General features: G+C 62.1%; 17 protein-coding genes. 8 read left to right on the forward strand and 9 right to left on the reverse strand.

Annotated elements, in window-relative coordinates:
- Position 1: 1 nt before the first annotated feature.
- The 5 genes from C8C92_RS07245 to C8C92_RS07265 form a co-directional block, all read right to left on the reverse strand.
- Positions 2–967, reverse strand: coding sequence for a GGDEF domain-containing protein (locus C8C92_RS07245; protein ID WP_099764259.1), 966 nt, complete (start codon positions 965–967; stop codon positions 2–4).
- Between the two features lie 262 nt (positions 968–1,229).
- Complete coding sequence (locus tag C8C92_RS07250; RefSeq protein ID WP_034781728.1) at positions 1,230–1,607, reverse strand: HPF/RaiA family ribosome-associated protein; 378 nt, start codon at positions 1,605–1,607, stop codon at positions 1,230–1,232.
- Positions 1,608–1,807: 200 nt separating this feature from the next.
- Positions 1,808–2,473 carry a DUF1345 domain-containing protein gene (locus tag C8C92_RS07255; protein WP_099760383.1) on the reverse strand — a complete coding sequence of 222 codons (666 nt, stop codon included), beginning with the start codon at positions 2,471–2,473 and terminating at the stop codon, positions 1,808–1,810.
- 37 nt (positions 2,474–2,510) lie between these two features.
- The gene (locus tag C8C92_RS07260; protein ID WP_116743399.1) at positions 2,511–3,782 is read right to left on the reverse strand and encodes an MFS transporter; all 1,272 of its coding nucleotides are present in this window, start codon (positions 3,780–3,782) and stop codon (positions 2,511–2,513) included.
- A gap of 83 nt (positions 3,783–3,865) precedes the next feature.
- Complete coding sequence (locus C8C92_RS07265) at positions 3,866–4,891, reverse strand: CDP-6-deoxy-delta-3,4-glucoseen reductase (protein ID WP_099760381.1); 1,026 nt, start codon at positions 4,889–4,891, stop codon at positions 3,866–3,868.
- A gap of 12 nt (positions 4,892–4,903) precedes the next feature.
- Between C8C92_RS07265 and C8C92_RS07270 the strand changes: the two genes are divergently transcribed.
- The 4 genes from C8C92_RS07270 (at position 4,904) to C8C92_RS07285 (ending at position 7,123) form a co-directional block, all read left to right on the forward strand.
- Positions 4,904–5,821 carry an SDR family oxidoreductase gene (locus C8C92_RS07270; protein ID WP_099760380.1) on the forward strand — a complete coding sequence of 306 codons (918 nt, stop codon included), beginning with the start codon at positions 4,904–4,906 and terminating at the stop codon, positions 5,819–5,821.
- Positions 5,822–5,904: 83 nt separating this feature from the next.
- Complete coding sequence (locus C8C92_RS07275; protein ID WP_096234162.1) at positions 5,905–6,165, forward strand: hypothetical protein; 261 nt, start codon at positions 5,905–5,907, stop codon at positions 6,163–6,165.
- 206 nt (positions 6,166–6,371) lie between these two features.
- A complete protein-coding gene (locus C8C92_RS07280) occupies positions 6,372–6,641 on the forward strand; it encodes a hypothetical protein (protein WP_099760378.1) in 270 nt (89 codons plus the stop codon).
- 242 nt (positions 6,642–6,883) lie between these two features.
- Positions 6,884–7,123, forward strand: a complete 240-nt coding sequence (locus C8C92_RS07285; protein ID WP_029496207.1) for a hypothetical protein — start codon at positions 6,884–6,886, stop codon at positions 7,121–7,123.
- Between the two features lie 81 nt (positions 7,124–7,204).
- Here C8C92_RS07285 and C8C92_RS07290 read toward each other — a convergent pair whose 3' ends face one another.
- The 3 genes from C8C92_RS07290 to C8C92_RS07300 form a co-directional block, all read right to left on the reverse strand.
- Positions 7,205–7,891, reverse strand: coding sequence for a hypothetical protein (locus C8C92_RS07290; RefSeq protein ID WP_116743400.1), 687 nt, complete (start codon positions 7,889–7,891; stop codon positions 7,205–7,207).
- Positions 7,892–8,079: 188 nt separating this feature from the next.
- Complete coding sequence (locus tag C8C92_RS07295) at positions 8,080–9,936, reverse strand: CHASE domain-containing protein (RefSeq protein WP_243420138.1); 1,857 nt, start codon at positions 9,934–9,936, stop codon at positions 8,080–8,082.
- Positions 9,937–10,137: 201 nt separating this feature from the next.
- Positions 10,138–11,904: a glutamine--tRNA ligase/YqeY domain fusion protein gene (locus C8C92_RS07300; RefSeq protein ID WP_116743401.1), complete on the reverse strand. Its 1,767-nt coding sequence runs from the start codon at positions 11,902–11,904 to the stop codon at positions 10,138–10,140.
- Between the two features lie 162 nt (positions 11,905–12,066).
- On the opposite strand from C8C92_RS07300, the gene C8C92_RS07305 reads away from it, so the two are divergent.
- The 4 genes from C8C92_RS07305 (at position 12,067) to C8C92_RS07320 (ending at position 14,647) form a co-directional block, all read left to right on the forward strand.
- Positions 12,067–12,360, forward strand: a complete 294-nt coding sequence (locus C8C92_RS07305) for a DnaJ domain-containing protein (RefSeq protein ID WP_096234166.1) — start codon at positions 12,067–12,069, stop codon at positions 12,358–12,360.
- A gap of 101 nt (positions 12,361–12,461) precedes the next feature.
- Entirely contained in the window at positions 12,462–12,974 is a 513-nt protein-coding gene (locus tag C8C92_RS07310) for a hypothetical protein (RefSeq protein ID WP_099760375.1), read from the forward strand.
- Positions 12,964–13,755 (forward strand): hypothetical protein, encoded by a 792-nt coding sequence (locus C8C92_RS07315; RefSeq protein WP_071079094.1) that lies wholly within the window; start codon positions 12,964–12,966, stop codon positions 13,753–13,755. Before C8C92_RS07310 ends, C8C92_RS07315 begins: the two co-directional genes overlap by 11 nt.
- 19 nt (positions 13,756–13,774) lie before the next feature.
- On the forward strand, positions 13,775–14,647 hold the full coding sequence (locus tag C8C92_RS07320) for a hypothetical protein (RefSeq protein WP_116743402.1): 873 nt from the start codon (positions 13,775–13,777) through the stop codon (positions 14,645–14,647).
- A 118-nt stretch (positions 14,648–14,765) separates the two neighbouring features.
- Here the strand turns inward: C8C92_RS07320 and C8C92_RS07325 are convergent, their stop codons facing one another.
- Positions 14,766–15,668, reverse strand: coding sequence for a LysR substrate-binding domain-containing protein (locus C8C92_RS07325; RefSeq protein WP_116743403.1), 903 nt, complete (start codon positions 15,666–15,668; stop codon positions 14,766–14,768).
- Between the last annotated feature and the right edge of the window lie 92 nt (positions 15,669–15,760).

Below are 15,760 nucleotides of genomic sequence, written 5' to 3' on the forward strand. Positions count from 1 at the left end.
GCTACAGCATGACCCGGTTGCGGCCGTTAGCCTTGGCGCGGTACAGCGCCGCGTCGGCGGCCGCGATCAGTGCTTCATCGTCCTGTTCGGCCGCCAGGCTGGCCACGCCGAAGGAACCCGTGATGTGCGGCAGCGCGCTGCGCATGTCGGCGAAGATGACGGCGTGCTGCATGCGTTCGCACAGGCGCTCGGCGACCCGCAGGGCCACGTGTTCGTTGGTATCGGGCAAAATCACCATCATTTCCTCGCCACCATAGCGCACGGCAAAATCCGTCGGCCGCAGGGCAGCACCCAGCACTTGCGCGGCGATGCGCAGCGCCTGGTCGCCCGCCTGGTGGCCGTGGGTGTCGTTGAAACGCTTGAAATGGTCGAGGTCTATCATCACCAGCGACAGTGGCGAGCCGCTGGCGTGGGCGGTGATGATCATGTTCGGCAGTAAATCGGTCAGCCAGGCGCGGTTGTACAGGCCTGTCAGGCTGTCGACCATCGACAACTGGCGGTAGAATTCGCCCAGTTTCTGGCGCCGGCGCAGCAGGGCATTGGCGGCGCGGATGCGGAAGGACAGCAAGCGCAGCAGGTTGCGCGCCAGGCCGTTCGATTGTTCGATCAATTCCCAGACGACGGCCGCGTCGATCACCAGCAAATCGGTTTCTTCCAGGGCGGAAATAGCGGCCAGGTTGCTCGCTTCATCGAGCACCGATTGTTCGCCCACGCTTTCGCCGGGCAAGACCTTGCTGACGGTGCCGTCATCCATGCCCGTGTGGGTGTCGGCCGCCACGGCCAGCGAGCCGCGCAGGACGATGTACAGGCTGGTGCCCTGGCTGTCGGCAATGGCTTCGCCCGCTTCGAGGCGCATGACGGGGCAGGGCGCGAGCATGGCGGCCGTCTGGCTGTCCGCAGCATCGCTAAATAGCTGTAAATCGCCGATGTTGCAGCCTGAAGCGCCGAAATTGCCGATCTGTTCCACAATCATACTTTCAAAAAGCCGGTGCGCGCGAGCAGAGGACCGGTATCTTCATGATAGCGTAAAGCGGCCTTGGCTGTAACGGCAAAGGCTTGCTTGATGTCACTTACTGTGGGAAATACGACAATTATTTCATTCTCGCGTCCATGCGCTGGAATGCTGCCGGTTTTGGCATTCTTGTTGCCGCGCGCGAAAGGCGGGGCGGATGTGCAAAGGCAGCCTTGAACGGCTGCCTTGGTCTCTGAAGAATGCTGCAGTGGGGGAGTTACTCGGCGGTTTCTTCCGCTTCAGCCGTATCGATCACGGCATTCTTGCCGGTGGCGTGGCGCTTGCTGTCTTGCAGGCGGCCCAGGGCACTATCGATGGCGCGTTTCAGTTTGTCGGTGGCGCCGGCAACGGATTGATGCACGGTGGCGTTCTGTTCGGTCACGGCAATCGGTTGATAGCCAGCAACGCGTGCTTCCATGACGCAGCGGATATCGTCAGCGCCGCCTTTCGGGCCATTCGTGTCGCTGATGTGGACTTCGATGCGGGTCAGGTTGTCGCGGAAGCGGTTCAGTGCGCTTTCAAGTACGGATTGCACATGTTCGTTCAGTCCAGCGGTGTTGGCGATGGTGCTGTCGGTATGAATATTGATTTGCATATGCTTACTCCTGTCAATTCAAAAAAAACCCATCTCAGGCGTGCTGCGGCCTGGTTGCTGCCTCATGCACATGACCTCTGTGCATGGAACTTATCTTACTCCTCTTTCTGGTATTTCAAGAGGGTGCGCACGATTAAGATGAGCTTAACCCTTCAGCCAGGTCAAGTTTCCTCGCAGAATCTTTTTAAGCCGAGTCAGCTTTATCCATTGATGAGGCCGGCGGCGATATTGATCGACAGTCCCAGCACGACCAGGTTGAAGAAAAAGCTCAGCACGGATTGTCCCAGCACGATCTGCCGCATCAGCCGCGTCTGTACGCACACGTCCGACGTTTGTACGGCCACGGCGATGGTGAAGGCGAAATACAGAAAATCCCAGTAATCGGGGTTTTGCTCGTCGTCGGGAAACTTCAGGGGGCGCAGCGCGGGGTCGGCCTGGTAATACAGGTGGGCATAGTGGAAGCAGAACAGGGTGCCGACGAGAAACCAGGAACCGACCAGGGTGAGGATCGTCAAGCCGTAGTGCAGCGCGCGCTCGTCCGGCGCCATGTCTTTCATCGAAGACAGTTGCGAGACGATGGCGACCAGGCTCATCACGGATGCGACGGACAGGGCCGACAGGACCGTGGTGGCCCGCTCATCCTGGCGCGCGGCCATCACCTTCACCTTGTGATGGTTGGCGCGCATCATCATCCAGGCCATCGTCGCCAGGTAGAACCAGACGGCGACATTCCACGCCGTCAGCAAACGCGTCATCTCTTGCCAGGACGAGGGCAGAAGCAGGCCGGCCGCCACGCCGATGGCCGTGGCCATGCTCAGGTGGGGGCGGCTGCGGATGAAGCTGTGCAAGGGAAGCGTGATTTTCATGGTGCGAGTTCGCAGTGGTAATAGCGCATCTTAGCTCTTAGCTTGCGCTTGCGGTGGCCGTTCTGGCGGCCGTTTCCTTTTCGTGGTGGGGGAAGCGGTCCATGCGCGACAGCACGGGGAACAGCACGGCCCACACGCCCGTCACGGCCAGGGTGGCGGCGCCGCCGAAGAGCACGGCGCGCACCAGGCCGAACCAGCCGGCCGTCAGGCCCGATTCGAATTCGCCCAGTTCGTTCGAGGCGCCGATGAAGACGGCATTCACGGCGCTGACCCGGCCGCGGATCTCGTCGGGCGTCTCGAACTGCACCAGCAGGTGGCGGATGTAGACGCTGACCATGTCGCCAGCGCCCATCAGGAACAGCGCCGCCAGCGCCAGCGGGAAATAGCTGGTGCTGCCCAGCACCAGGGTGCCCAGGCCGAAGACGGCCACGCCGCCGAACATCCACGCGCCCACGCGGCGCGTGATGGGAAAGATGGCCAGCGCGATCGAGCACAGGGCGGCGCCGGCGCCCGGTGCCGTGCGCAGCAGGCCCAGGCCGCCGGGGCCGATATGCAGCACGTCATGCGCGAGCGCCGGCAACAGGGCCGTGGCGCCGCCGAACAGCACGGCAAACAGGTCGAGCGAAATGGCGCCCAGCACGATGGGTTTCGACCAGACGAAGCGCAAGCCTTCGAGCAGGGTATGCCAGCTGACGGGGGCGCGCTGCACCACTTGCGGCGCCGGCGTGGTGGCGCGCATCAGCAGCACGGACAGCACCAGCAGCGCGGACGAGATCAAATACACCACCTTGGGGCCGAAGTAATACAGCAAGCCGCCCAGGGTGGGTCCCAGGATGATGGCGACGTGCGAGCTCGACGAGCTGAGTGCGACGGCGCGGCTGAAGTGTTGCGTGGGCACCATGTTCACCAGCACGGCTTGCGTGGCCGGCATCATGAAGGCGCGCGCGCTGCCGAACAGCACCAGCACGGCAAACACGGGCCAGACGATGGAAATACTGCTTAACGTAAACGCCAGCAAGGCCAGCGCGCAGGCGAGCTGCGCCGCCAGGCACCAGGCGATGATGTTGCGGCGGTTGTAGCGGTCGGCCACGTGGCCGGCCGGCAAGATCAGCACGAGGAAGGGCGCGAACTGCGCCAGGCCGATCAGGCCCAGGTCGAACAGGCTGCCCGTGATCTGGTACACCTGCCAGCCGATGGCCACGCTTTGCATCTGCACGGCCACGGTGCCCAGCACGCGGGCGGACAGGTAACAGGCGAAATTGCGGTGACGCAGGATACTGAAGCCGTTGCCGGCGGACGCGAGGGACATGAAAATTCCGGGAAGCAGCGGGGTAGAGCGGTGGTGGCAGCGGGCGCCGCACCAGCCGCGCCCCGCTGTCTGGACGGTGAAGCTTACTTGGCCAGGTCGGCTTCGGTGGTAAAGGCGTCGGCGAAGAACTCGTCGGCTGGCAACTGGCACAATTGCACGAAATCGCGGTGGGCCGCATCGACCATCACGGGCGCGCCGCAGGCATACACCTGATACGCGGCCATGTCGGGCAAGTCGGCGATGACGGCCTGGTGCACGAAGCCCGTGCGGCCTTCCCACGCGTCTTCCGGCAAGGCTTCCGAGACGACGGGCACATAGGTGAACTGCGGCAAGTCGGCGGCCCACTGGCGGCACAGCGCATCCATGTACAGGTCGTGCGGACGGCGTGCGCCCCAGTACAGGGTGATCGGGCGCGGCGATTGCTCGTTGATCATGTGCTCGACGATGGCTTTCAAGGGGGCAAAGCCCGTGCCCGAGGCCAGCAGCACGACGGGCTTGTCGCTGTCTTCGCGCAGGAAGAAAGTGCCCATCGGGCCTTCGAAGCGCAGGATGTCGCGCTCCTTCATGGTGCCAAAGACCTGGTCGGTGAACAGGCCGCCCGGCAGGTGGCGGATGTGCAGGGTCACGGGGCCGCCATCGGCGGGCGCGCTGGCCATGCTGTAGCTGCGGCGCTTGTTGTCGCGCAACAGGATTTCGATATACTGTCCGGCGCGGTAGTGCAGGCGCTCGCTGGCCGGCAATTGCAGGGTCAGCACGACGACGTCGGGCGCGACTTTGTCGATGGTGGTCACGCGCGACGGCATTTTCTTGATCGGGTAGTCGCTGCTGCCCGCCACTTCGCGCGCTTCGATGACGAGGTCGGCATCCGTGGTTGCGCAGCAGAACAGGGAAAAGCCGGCCGCTTCCTCTTCCGGCGTCAGGGCGCGCTGCTGGTGCGCCTTGTGCTGGACGGTGCCGGAAACCACTTTGCCCTTGCAGGAACCGCAGGCGCCATTTTTACAGCCATACGGCAGGCCGACGCCGGCGCGTATCGCCGCCGCCAGCACGGTTTCGTCCGCTTCGCAGCTGAACTGGTGGCCGCTGGGCTGAACAGTAACTTGAAAAGTCATACAATCCTTGAGATGAAAAATATGTTAATGCACTCTTTGCGCAAGCCGGTGGGCTTGCCGCGCTTGCTGATAGTGGGCTGCGGCGACGTCGGCCTGCGTCTGCTGCCGCAGCTAGCGGCGCGCTTTCGCGTCTTTGCCGTCACCAGCCAGCCGGCGCGTTGCGCGCAGCTGCGGGCAGCCGGCGCCGTGCCCATCGTGGCCAACCTCGACGACCGCGCCAGCCTGAAACGGCTGGCGGGACTGGCGTCGACGATCGTGCATCTGGCGCCGCCCCTGTCGTCGGGCTTGCTGGACCGGCGCACGCGCAATCTGGTCGCCATTTTACCCGAGCATGCACGCCTGGTGTATGTGAGTACCAGCGGCGTGTATGGCGATTGCGGCGGCGCCTGGGTCGATGAGACGCGCCCCACGGCGCCGGGCAATGCGCGCGCGAAGCGGCGCGTGGATGCGGAACAGGTTTTGCGTGGCTGGGGCGCGCGCCGCGGCGCGAGCGTGGCCATCCTGCGCGTGCCCGGCATTTATGCGCCCGACCGCCTGCCCCTGAAGCGCCTGCGCGAAGGTACGCCGGCCCTGGCCGCTGGCGATGATGTGTACACCAACCATATCCATGCCGATGATTTGGCGCGCATCATCGAACGGGCCTTGTGGCGCGGCAAACCGGGACGCGTGTATCACGCCAGCGATGATAGCGAACTCAAGATGGCGGAATATTTCGATGCCGTGGCCGATACGTTTGGCCTGCCGCGCCCGCCGCGCCTGCCGCGTGCCGAGCTGCGGCAAGTGGTCACGCCGATGCTGCTGTCGTTCATGTCTGAATCACGCCGCCTGCACAATACGCGCCTCAAGCGCGAGCTGGGCGTGCGCCTGCGCTACGCGCGCGTGGCCGATGCCTTGCAGTCGCTGTCTGCCGATACGGCCGGCATCGGGTAAAATGGCCGGTTATCTGCGCACTTTGCCGGACCGGTGCGCAGCGCGCCGTTGCGGCGGCGCGCCATTCACTTAAGGACTACAGCATGACCACCCTCACTTACGAAGAATACCTGGACGAGGTCACCACCGTCCTGACGGAACTGTATGACCTCGACGACGACGCCGCCATCAAGCTGGTCGTGGCGGCGCAGGATGCCGAATTTTTTGTTCCGCACGATGCGCATGAGGAAATGCGTACCGCCGAGCAAGCCAAGAAAGATGCGGTCACCCTGTTCGAGCGCAAGCAGAATCGCCAGCAAACGCAGGAAAAACAGCAACAGCGCGTGCGCCAGCAAAAGAAATAAGCACCAGCCATCGGCCGCCACGCCGCCGGAGCATGGCGCAGTGCGGGCTTCGGCGCAACACCGGGGCCTTGCCATTTGATGCAACGCAAGGGCAGCATGGCGAACTGGCGATATGGTGAGCAATGTCGTCACGCGTCCTGGCTGGTTGTGGCGGGCTCGGCATCTACAATTAGCGTGACGTTGATTCCCGTCAGCAGGAGCGATCCATGCGAGCTACGAGTCACCCCAGCAAGGAACAGGTGCGCGCCTATATGCGGCGTCGCGAACGTGCGCTGCAGCCGCCACCGCCGCCCGATGAAATTCGCCGGCAACTGGCCTGGTGCCGCGTGGACGCCTTCCCCGGCATGTGCCTTCCGGCCACCCCGGCCGGCCTGGCCGCGCAAGGCTGGCATTTATCCGCCGACATGGCCCGCCTGGGCACCCTCATGGCCATAGCCTGGCTGATGCACGGCGGTGTTGCTCATCGTAAAAATTGATGACGTGCAGCAAATTTTCCCGATTTGAGTTATCCTCTAGCACATTCCAAGTGCGTCAATTCTCTTCAATTATCACAATTTTGCTTTAAGTTACGCAAAAATCAACAATAGCGTGTATTATATTGTTTGTGGCGTAAAGGCCGCATAAGTGATGGCGCTTTTTAGTGTGTTTACCCTGAATTATTGCAGAAGAGACATTCTGTTTCTTTTTGCCTTAATACAACAAGTACGGATTTTCGATCATGTCTCTCAAACAAATTACCTCTTTGCCTACCTACAACCCGAATCGCGTGCTCGATGCAATCATCGACAAGCTGCAACTGAAAAACGATGCCGCCCTGTCGCGAGCGCTGGAAGTGGCGCCACCGGTCATCAGCAAGATTCGTCACAACACCTTGCCGATTGGCGCCACGATCCTCATCCGCATGCATGAAATCAGCGATTTCAGCATTCGTGAACTGCGCGAGTTGATGGCTGCCTAAGAGCGCCTGACAGACGGCAAACTGAGAGGTGCCGTCTGGGTAAGTCAGGCTTGCCGCGTGCGGCAGCCACATCTGTTTTTTCTATTGCGGGTCGCGGTTCAGCACCGGACGATCGACATAGAAACGCCCCATTTCCAGGCCGCTCGAAGACGACTTGAGCAGCGCTGCTGCCAAGGTGGCGGGCGCGCTGGAAAATGCCGTGCTGGCAGCCCCCGTCGCGCGGCCCGAATACGCCGTCGCCTGCACCGCCGCACTGGAAAACGCCGTTTGCACGGCCCGGCCCGAGTAGGCCGTCGCCTGTACCGCCGCGCTGGAAAATGCTGTTTGTACAGCCCGTCCCGAATACGCCGCCTGTACGGCGCGCCCCGAATACGCCGTTTCTGCGCGGATATAATCTTCCCCGAACGTTTGCTCATACAGCTGCTTCATGCGCTCGCCCACGCGCTGGTGCGCCGCTTCGTCGTCTTCGCCGCGCAAGCCGATGTACGGGAAGTGATGCAGGAAGTAGCCGAAGACCTGTTCGCAGTCCGCCGCATATTTCAGGGTGTCGAGGATGTGGTAGTGCCAGAAGGTATCGACATCCATCAGCGGCGCCGTTTCTTCTTGCGGAAACTGTTTCATCAGGATCAGGAAACGCCGGTATTCGAATTCCACCGCATTGGCCTTTTCCAGGCTCCATCCTTCGCCCGACTCCCGGTGCATCAGCTTGACTTTGATCGCGTCCAAATTCAAATCGGCAATTGCCTTGAAACTGTCGTTCGTATCCATGAATGTCCTTGTGGTAAAGAGCGTTGTGGGAAATACAGTGCAACAAGGGAGAGTGGCGGGTGCGGACTCCTGGTAAATAGTCGATGAATGCCTGGCCCATGGCGGGAAGGCGCTGAGTTGTTCTACATCAATATTGCATCTAATTACAAAATACGCAAGCTGAGCTTGTTTCATGCGGGACGTGCCAGTCAGGCGCTGGCCCGGCCATCTTCCTGGTAGGGAAACGCCGTGGCGTCCGCGCCCAGCGGCACGCTGACATGCACGCGCATGCCTGCGCCGGGGCTGCTTTCGATGTAGAAAGTGCCACCCAATAACTTGATGCGCTCCTCGATGCCCACCAGGCCAAACGAGCCCAGCTTGTTGCGTCCGTCGATGGCCGCGCCCACGCCGTTGTCGCTGACGCTCATCGATACGGTGTCGCGGCACTTTTCCAGCTTGACTTGCACGCGGCTGGCATTCGCATGCTGGGAAATATTGCTGAGTGACTCTTGCAGGATGCGGAACAGGGCCGTGGCGCATTGATCGCTGAGGCAAATGTCGTCATGGCTTTCGCTCACTTCGCAGGCGATGCCGGTGCGCTGGCGAAATTGCGCCACCTGCCATTCGACGGCCGCATTCACGCCGAGGTCCAGCACGGTGGGACGCAAGTCGTTGATGATCTGCCGCACGCTTTTGATCGTGGCGTCGATCTGCTCCAGGGTTGAGCGGGCGCGGGCGTTCAGGCGCGGATGGCGGCGCTGCGTGCGCGAGGCCAGCATGTCGGCGTCGATGCGCAAGACCAGCAGGTTTTGTCCCAGGTCGTCGTGGATTTCGCGCGCGATGCGCTTGCGCTCCTCTTCCTTGATCCGGTCGGCGTGGGCCGCCAGGCGGCGCAGTTTCTGGTGCGACAGCTGCAGGCGGATCTGGCTGGCGCGCAATTCCGCCGTCATGCCCGTCGCCATCTGGATGGCGCGCCAGCGCGACGACGCCAGGGTGTGGAACAGCATGTACAGCAGCATGGTGCTGGTAAAGCCGGTCAGCAGGGCCAGCCACGGCAAGAAGGCGTCGAAGCGCGTGTACAGGTCGCTCTTGCGCACGCTGAACAGCGCTTGCCAGACGCGGCCATTGTGTTCGATCAGCATCGTGCTGCTCAGGTAGCGGCCCGAGTTGCCGGGTAGCCACCATGGCGCATGCATGCCCGCCGTCGTGCTGTCGAAGATGGGGCGCATATTGTGCGGCAGTTGCAGCGGCAAGTCCGGCTGTTCCAGCGCCTGCGGGCCGATATCGAACAGGGTCAGGCGGACATTGCGGACCGGCATGTCGGCCAGCGCGCTGCGCATCATCGTCACCAGGTCGTAGCCGATGCCGACGGAACCCTGGTAGGCCGCGCGCCTTTGCTCCAGCGTGCCGGTTGGCATGCCGAAGCGGTACACGGGCAGGCGCATGGCCATGCCCGTCAGCTGCGGCCGGCCATCCATCGGCACGGGCACGCCGGAATTGCTGAGCTGCCCGGTATCGCGCGACTGTTCCAGCGCTGCGGCGATCAGGGGCCGCGAAGCGATATCATAGCCATACTTTTCCGGGGCGCTGGCAATCGGCTCAATGTACACCAGTACGGAATAACGGGGGCGCGGACCGGGCGGATGGATGGCAAACGCCGGATAGTCGTCGCGCCCGGGCGGATAGTCGCGCTGCATGGCCGTTTCGAAGGCGGCGCGCTGCGACTCGTCGAGTTCCCGGCTGTAATTGAGATTCATCACGCCCGGGTAGTTCTGTTGCAAGGCGATATTGGCCACGTAGCGGTGGAATTGCTCGCGGCTCACGTGTTCGTTGGCGTGGAACAGGCTGGCCGTGCCGCGCAGCAAGTTGGTATACGATTTGATGCGCGATGCGATGTTTTTCTGGGTATTGCGCGCCAGATTGTTGAATAGCTCGCCGGCATCGTTTTCGATCGACAGCGAGGCGGCCATGTAGAACAGCAGGCCCACCATCAGCGACATCACGACGCCGAGCAGCCAGAGCGGTTTTTTTTCAGCAGATAAGTGTTTGCCGGCAGTAGTAGACATCGCCATCCACATCAGGAAGAGGAATCGGGTGCCGCCTGTGTGCTGGAGGCTGTACCAAGTTGCACAAGCACTAACGACATTGCAAATTGCTCAATAGCTGCCTAATATACAAAATTATCGTGAATATAGTCAACAGGCAATATTTCTGCTGGGAACGAAAAAAAACCGCCGCAGCGGTTTTTTTGTGAGCAACATGACGGCTTATTTTGCCGGCTGCCAGCTGTCTTTCAGGGTGACGATGCGGTTGAAGACGGGCTTGCCCGGCTGGCTGTCGACGCGGTCGGCCGCAAAATAGCCGTGGCGCTCGAACTGGAAGCGCTGTTCCGGCTGCGCCAGTTCCGCGCCCGGTTCCAGCCACGCTTGCACCACATCCTTGGCCAGCGGGTTCAGGGCCAGCTTGAAGTCCTTGCCACCCGCGTCCGGCTGCGGGTCGGTAAACAGGCGGTCGTACAGGCGTACTTCGGCGGCAATTGCCGTCGCTGCGCTGACCCAGTGCATATTGCCCTTGACCTTGTAGGTGGAGCTGCCTTCCGTGCCCGACTTGCTGTCTTCGAAGTAGTTGCAATGCACGGCGATGACCTTGCCGTTTGCATCCTTGTCAAAGCCCGTGCATTCGATCACATAGCCGTAGCGCAGGCGCACGCGGCTGCCTGCCTTGTCGTCGATGGGCGGATACAGGCGGAAATAGCCCTTGTTCGGCACTTCCATGAAATCGTCTTCCTCGATCCACAGCTCGCGCGAGATGGGGAAGGTGCGCAAGCCGCGCTCGGGGAAGTGCGGGTGCACGGGCGCCGTGCATTCCACGCTGTCACCCTCGGGGAAATTGTCGATGATCAATTTCAACGGACGCAGCACGGCCACCGTGCGCGGCGCCTTCGGGTCCAGGTCTTCGCGCAGGCAGCCTTCGAGCACGCTGTAGTCGATCCAGCCGTCGGACTTGGTCACGCCCGTGCGTTCGCACATCAATTGAATCGCTTCCGGCGTGTAGCCGCGGCGGCGCATGCCCACCAGGGTCGGCATGCGCGGGTCGTCCCAGCCGTCGACGATGTGCTCTTCCACCAGCTGGCGCAGCTTGCGCTTGCTGGTGACGATGTAGGTCAGGTTCAGGCGCGAGAACTCGAACTGGCGCGGCACCGGTTGCTGGAAGAAGCCGCCGGCCGACAGGGTTTCCAGCAGCCAGTCATAGAACGGGCGGTGATCCTGGAATTCCAGCGTGCAGATCGAATGCGTGATGTTTTCCAGCGCGTCCGAGATCGGGTGCGTGTAGTCGTACATCGGATAGATGCACCAGGCGTCGCCCGTACGGTGGTGATGCGCATGGCGGATGCGGTAGATGGCCGGGTCGCGCAAGTTCATGTTCGGCGAACGCATGGCATCTTCGCTCATCTTCGCGCGCAGGATGTGCTCGCCATCCTTGAATGCGCCCGCCTTCATGGCGCGGAACAGGGTCAGCGATTCGTCGCGCGGACGGTCGCGGAACGGCGAATTCTTGCCGGCCTGGCCGAAATTGCCCCGGTTGGCGGCCATGTCTTCGGCGCTCTGGCTGTCCACATAGGCAAAGCCGGCCGTGATCAGGTACTCGGCCATCGCGTACAGCTGGTCGAAATAGTCGCTCGCGTAGTGCAGGTGGCTCTGGCCATCGGCATGCTTCGGTTCCCAGTCAAAGCCCAGCCATTTCACGCTGTCCATGATGGTGTCGACGTATTCCTGCTCTTCCTTCGCCGGGTTGGTATCGTCGAAGCGCAGGTTGCACTGGCCGGCGTAATCGCGCGCCAGGCCGAAGTTGACGCAGATCGACTTGGCGTGGCCCACGTGCAGGTAGCCGTTCGGCTCCGGCGGGAAACGCGTGATCACCTGGGGCAGGCCGGGACGCACGTGGGTGCCGGCAGCCAGGTCGGCTTCGATGATGTTACGCAAGAAATTGGGCGCCAGCGCTGGCGCGGCGGTATTCGGTTTATCGTTGCTCATTGATCAATGCGGAAGAGTGACAGTAAAAAGCATTTTACCGTACCGCAAGCGCTTTATAAGCACGTATTTGCCCCCATATCCCAGCATGCAAGCGACGCGGGCGCCGTTCTATAGGATAATCTGCCTTTAATTAGCAAACAAAACGTGACCCCGGAGCCATTTATGGAAAATTTATATAACGTCCTCGGTGTCGCGCCCAATGCCAGCGACGATGAAATCAAGAAGGTTTACCGTTCGCTGGCCATGCGCTTCCACCCCGACCGCAACCAGGCCCCCGGCGCCGAGGCGCGCTTCAAGAGCGTCACCAAGGCGTATGAAATCCTGGCCGACCCGGTCAAGCGCGCCGAATACGACCAGAGCGTGAACCACCGCATCATCATCGATCCGGAAGCGGAAGCCTATGCCCTGTGGTGCGGCGTGTTCCGCCTTCACGGCACCGTATTACCTGCCGATTAAGTCGACGCGGCCAGCATGAGCCGGCTTGAATTACTTGAAAACAACAACAACGGCGCTTTTATATCGATAACAGCGCCGCGCATTACATTGGAAAGCACAGCATGAGAAGAGTACACCCTGAATTCGCGTACCAGTCGCGCGAGCTGGAAGGCCAGATCGATGGCATCCTCGGCGACCCGCCAAACCGCAAGAACTACAAAAGCATGGTCGACGCGCTGGTGAGCGAGTACGCCAGCGGCGGCGGCATCGAAGACGTGAACATGCTGGCCTTCGCGCTGGTCGACCACATCACCTTCAGCGACCCGAAAGGCTTGCTGGCCGAAAGCGAAGACTACGAGTTGGGCGACCCGGCCCGCGTGTTCTCGATGGCCACGTGCGCCGCGCCGGAAGCGGCGAAAATGTACGCCGCCATCGAAGAGAGCTTCCCTGACCTGGCGCGCCAGGCCATCATCACGGCCTTTTTGCACAAGAACCCGCGCCTGTGGGACGACGACGACCAGTCGCTCGACCAGCTGGCGGCCAATGACGACGGCGACGACGAGCACGACGAAGACGAAGCCACCGACGATTTCGCCCAGATGTTTGACCAGGATGGAGACGACCATGGCCGATAACAAGGATGAACAAAAAAGCAACCTGCCCGCGCTGACGAAACAGGTCATGGAATTGGTGCTTTCCGGTTCGCTGGGCCACGCCGAGCAGGCGTTTGCGGACGCGGCCGACCAGTACGGCGATCTGGCCGTGGTGGAAGTGCTCAATGCCATCCCGCCGCAAGTGACGGCCCTGCACCTGGCCGGCTTTGACGGCGGCAAGATGTCGCTGGCCACCTTGCTGGTGCCGCCGAAGGCCTGGGCCGACAGCCTGGCCTTCATCGCCGCCACCTGGAGCGACGACCAGATCGAGGATGATCCGGAACGCATCGCCGAGTCGCTGTTCGCGCACATCCACGGCGTGGTGTTTTCCACCGACGACGCCGAGCGCCGCCGCGAGCTGCTGCTCGAAGCGTCCGCCACCGACTGGGGCGCCACCGCGTTCGCCATCCTGTTCTCGATGGCGCCGAAGGAAATCCTCGAAGTGGCGGGCGAAATCGTCATCAAGGGACCGTACGTGACGGGCGTGACCTCGTCCGACAACGACGTCGTGCCGCTGGCCATCGAGCTGGCGCAAGCGAATGAAGACGGCTGGGACCGCTCGCTGTTCGAACTGTTCCCCGACTTCCGCCACAGCGCCGACCTGGCCGATGCCGAATATTCGGACGACCCGGACGAAGAGCCGACCATGTTGCAGCGCAGTACCAAGGAATTGCTGTACCGCCTGCGCAAGCAAGTGCCGAGCACGCGCAGCGCGCCGCGTTCCAGCACGCGCCGCAGCCTGGGCACCGGTATTTTCTCGTAATGAAAGCAGGGAACGTCTAATGCTGCCAGCAATTGTTGTAGAGAATCTTCCGCGCCTGGTGCGCGCCATCAAGCTGTTGCCGAACGACCCGCGCGAAGATGCGGCGCTGGACCTGGCCGACGAGTTGACGGGCATCACGGCCATGGTGGCCGAAAAGTTCACGAATGAACGCACGGCCGACGGCATCCAGAAAGCGCTGTTCCTGACGGTGGGCGGCGTGTCGCTGGGCCTGGAGCAGGCCGTCACGCATGAAGGCGACCAGGCCGCCCTCGATTTCCTCGTCGAGCACGGCGCCGAGCACGCGTTCCAGGTGGGCTTTCGCCTGATCAAGGAATTGTCGCAGCTGCCGGAAGACGCCCTCGTCGGTGAATACGACCAGGACCCCGTCTACCTGCAGCGACGCTTGCGCGAGCTGTTCATCGATATTTGCCAGGCCGACCCGAACCAGAACTGGGCCGGCTATGAAAAGTATGCGGTTCAATTGCAACAGCGCAAGGAAGTGCAAGCCGTCGTGCGCCTGGCCAGCTGGCTGCGCCGCCACCATGACAACGGCCCTGTCAGCGACAGCGACCTGAATGCCGAGGGCGTCATTGCCGTGGCCATCATCTTCGCCATCGAAGGCGGCGGACGCATCATGGCGCGTACGGGGCAAAAGGAGTTTGAACGCTTCGTGCGTTCCGTGCGCAAGAACAAGCCCGACTTCGAGGAAGGCTGGGCCGCCCTGGTGGCCAAGGTGCCTGTGCAGCATCACCCGGTGTTGCTCGACCGCATAGAATCCTACCGCCGCAGCTGCACCGTCGTGCATAAAATCCTCACGCGGGCCAGCATGAAAAGCCTGTTCGAGGACCTGGAAAACTACGCGGGTTCGGAGCTGGACGCGGATTATTCCTGATGCGAGCAATTGTCGGCTTACGCCCTTCGGGCTAAGCCGACCTACGCTTACCTTGCGCCGTCGATTTTGTAGGTCGGCTTAGCTGCGGCACAGCCGCAGCGTAAGCCGACATTGCAGCTTATGCTCCCCCTTCCAGCGCCGCTGCCTCGGCCAGTTTCACGAATGCCGCCACCAGCGGCGACGTCTCCTCTTCCCTTTGTGCCAGTAGCAGGCTGGTGGTCGCCTGCGGGTCGGCGATAGGGCGGTAGCACACGCCATCCATGCGGATGCGGTCGAACGAGGCGGGCAGCACGGAAATGCCGCAGCCGGCCGCCACCAGGCCGATGATGGTCGACGCTTCGCCCGCTTCCTGCGTCACCTGGGGCACGAAGCCGGCCGCCTTGCACAGGCGGAAGATCTGCGGATAAATCCCCGTGCCCGCATCCTTGGGGTACATCACAAAACCTTCGCCCGCCATGTCGGCAATGGCAATGGCCTCCTTGGCCGCCAGCGCATGGGCGACGGGCAGCACGAGGAACAGCGGGTCCTGCCGCAATTCGGTGAGGCGGATGTCGTCCGGATACGTGGTTTCCGGCGGGCGCACGAAACCCAGGTCCATCGTCCTGCCCGAGATCGCTTCCAGCTGATGCAAGGTGGCCATTTCGTGCAGGGTCAATGTGACGTGCGGGAATTGCTGGCGGTAGCGGTTGATGACGGTGGCGAAGTAGGGCGTAAACGGCGTGGAAAACGTAAAGCCGATGCGCAATTCGCCCGCTTCGCCCCGCTGTGCCCGGCGCGCCGTGACGGCCGCCTGTTCCGACAGGGCCAGGATGCGCCGCGCATCGTCGAGGAACAGCGCGCCCGCCTGCGTCAGGCGCACGGAGCGCTTGTTGCGCTCGAACAACTGCGCGCCCAGTTCCGCTTCCAGCGCCTGGATTTGCTGGCTCAGCGGCGGCTGGCCGATGTGCAGGCGTTCGGCCGCGCGCGTAAAGTGCAGTTCCTCGGCGACGGCGACAAAGTAACGCAGGTGGCGCAGTTCCATGTTCGTCCAGTAATCGTTTTAAAGTATGAGTTGGGCCTTAAATATATATTGGACGATATGAGTTGGCAATCCTAACATGCAGATTCGCTTCT

This window comes from Janthinobacterium sp. 78 (genome assembly GCF_003096775.1).
GTDB classification, from domain to species: Bacteria; Pseudomonadota; Gammaproteobacteria; order Burkholderiales; family Burkholderiaceae_D; genus Janthinobacterium; species Janthinobacterium tructae.